Source organism: Phenylobacterium sp. (assembly GCF_035276905.1).
In the GTDB taxonomy this organism is placed as follows: Bacteria; Pseudomonadota; Alphaproteobacteria; order Caulobacterales; family Caulobacteraceae; genus Phenylobacterium.
Genome location: NZ_DATELG010000167.1, coordinates 1 through 2,207, shown reverse-complemented (window position 1 = coordinate 2,207; position 2,207 = coordinate 1). Strand labels below are relative to the sequence as shown.

Genomic DNA, 2,207 nt, shown 5'->3' with positions numbered 1-2,207 from the left:
ACTCCACCGCGCCTGGAGACGCGCGACCTCCGGGGATAGGTATTGTGTTCCCGGAAACCGCCGCCATTGCAGTTATTCAAAGCTATGACTATTCCTATGGTCATAAGTTGGAGGCTCACATGACGACCTACAGCGTCGCCGACGCAAAAGCCGGGCTTCCGCGCTTGATCGACCGGGCTCTGGAGGGCGAAGAGGTGGTGATTTCGCGTCACGGGCGCCCCGTCGCCGAACTGCGTCGCCTGCAGCCTGCGGCGCGCGCAGGGGCCATGGCGACCTATGAATGGCTACGCCAGCGTCGCGCTCAGCGAGCGCCTGTCGCGGTCACTTCGGTAGAGCTGCTCAACGAGCTCTATGAGAGCGAGGGCGATTGAGGGCCTATCTCGACGCCAGCGCCCTGCTGCCCATGCTGATCGCCGAACCGGGCAGTGCGGTGGTCGATGCTTTTGTGGAAGCTGCGGCTGACGAGCTGGTGGTGTCGGAGTTCGCGGCCGCGGAGGTCGCGTCGGCCATTTCGAGGCTGGTGCGTACGGACCGACTTGCCGCCGATGACGCTGCGGCTCGCCTGGCGGACTTCGACGCTTGGCGGGCCGCAGCCACCGAGGACGTCGAACTCAACGCCGCGGACGTGCGGCTGGCGCATCTTTATGTTCGACGCTTCGAACTCATGCTCCGTGCGCCCGACGCGCTGCACGCCGCCATTTGCCGCCGCGCCGATCTCGAACTGATCACCTTGGATCGCCGCTTGGCGACGGCCGCCGAGGCGCTGGGCGTCTCCACTCGACTTCTCGGGCCATAGGCGCCCGCGTCATCCGTGGGCGCGCAGCTTCTCGCGCTCGCTGGTCAGCCAGTCGAACTCTTCGCGGCCGCCGGCGAAGGCGGCCTTCACCGCCTCCACCGCGTCGCGGATGTTCGCCTCGGTGTGGCCCGCCATCACCTGCAGGCGCAGGCGGGCATGGTCCTTCCGAACCGCCGGGAACTCGGCGAGGTTGGCGATCAGGCCGGCCTCGGGCAGGCGCCGCGCGACGAGCCGCGCCAGCCCCTCGGCGCCGACCTTGACGCAAACCACGGCCGAGGGCTCGCCCAGGACCTCGAACCCGGCTTCGACCAGTTGCCGGCGCAGGTTCTGGATGTTGCCCATCAGCTGGTCGCGCAGGGCCTGGCCCTCGGCGCCTTCGACGATCTCGAAGGCCTTCATCACGCTCGCGGCCTGGATCGGCGAGAGGGCGCTGGAAAAGGCGCACGGGGAGGAGAAGAAGCGCAGGTACTCCTTGGCCTCGCGGCTGCGGCAGGCGACGAAGCCGCCGTTCGCGGCGAAGCTCTTGGAAAAGCTGCCGACGACCAGGTCGACCTGGCCCAGGAGGCCCTGGGCGGCGATCGCGCCGCGGCCGCCCGGGCCGAGCGCGCCGAGGTCGTGGGCGACGTCGACCAGGAAGGTGGCGTTGAATTCGTCGCAGAGCGCCTGCAGGGCGGCCAGGTCAGGCGTGTCGGAATCCATCGAGAACAGGCTTTCCGTCACCACCATGATCCCGTTCTGGGCGTCGGCGGCGCGGATCTGCTGCAGCCAGCGGCGGCAGTCCTCGACGCTGTTGTGGCGGAACAGAAAAATGTTCCGGGCCGCTGCGGCGGCGCCTTCCTTGAGCGACGGATGGGCGAGCGCGTCCATCACCACGTGGTCGCTCGGGCGGACCAGGCCCTTGATGGCGCCGCAGGCGGCCGCCCAGCCGGTGGGGAAAAGCAGCGCCTCTTCCATGTCCAGGAAATCGGCGATCTTGCGCTCGAGCCGCACGGAGTGGGCGCTGGCGCCCATCAGGGTCGCCGGGCCGGCGCTGTGCACTCCGAACTGGTCGATGACCTCGTGGGCGGCCTGGCGGATCGCCGGGTGCGAGGCGAGGTTCAGATAGTCCTCGCTGGCGAAGTTCACGCCGCGGAAGTGGCCGCCGGCGTCGTCGCGCGCGGCGGTGACCGCCCCGGGGCGCTCGTCGATCGAGCGCGAGAACGGCCACAGGCCGTGCTGGCGACGCAGGTTCTGCCACTTGTAGAAGCCCTCGATGCGGGCCAGCAGGTCCGCGCCGCGGGCATGGCGGTAGTCGCGCGCGCTGCCCGCGAGAGCCGCAGGAGGCGTGTAGCTGAACGTGCCTTTGAGCATCCGGGGCCCCCACCTTCTCTGGGCTTGTTTGGGGGAACTCTGATCCTGAGGGATTATTTTG

Annotated in this window: 3 protein-coding genes; 2 read left to right on the top strand and 1 reads right to left on the bottom strand. The window is 68.8% G+C overall.

Annotated elements, in window-relative coordinates; translation table 11 throughout:
• Together VJS38_RS07680 and VJS38_RS07675 are read left to right on the top strand one after the other, a co-directional pair.
• The coding region (locus VJS38_RS07680; protein WP_324087565.1) for a type II toxin-antitoxin system prevent-host-death family antitoxin at positions 1 to 371 on the top strand (371 nt) is incomplete at its 5' end.
• Positions 368 to 796, top strand: coding sequence for a type II toxin-antitoxin system VapC family toxin (locus tag VJS38_RS07675; RefSeq protein ID WP_324087564.1), 429 nt, complete (start codon positions 368 to 370; stop codon positions 794 to 796). The genes VJS38_RS07680 and VJS38_RS07675, both read left to right, overlap by 4 nt.
• 9 nt (positions 797 to 805) lie before the next feature.
• Here the strand turns inward: VJS38_RS07675 and VJS38_RS07670 are convergent, their stop codons facing one another.
• A complete protein-coding gene (locus tag VJS38_RS07670; protein WP_324087563.1) occupies positions 806 to 2,146 on the bottom strand; it encodes an aminotransferase class I/II-fold pyridoxal phosphate-dependent enzyme in 1,341 nt (446 codons plus the stop codon).
• Positions 2,147 to 2,207: the final 61 nt, after the last annotated feature.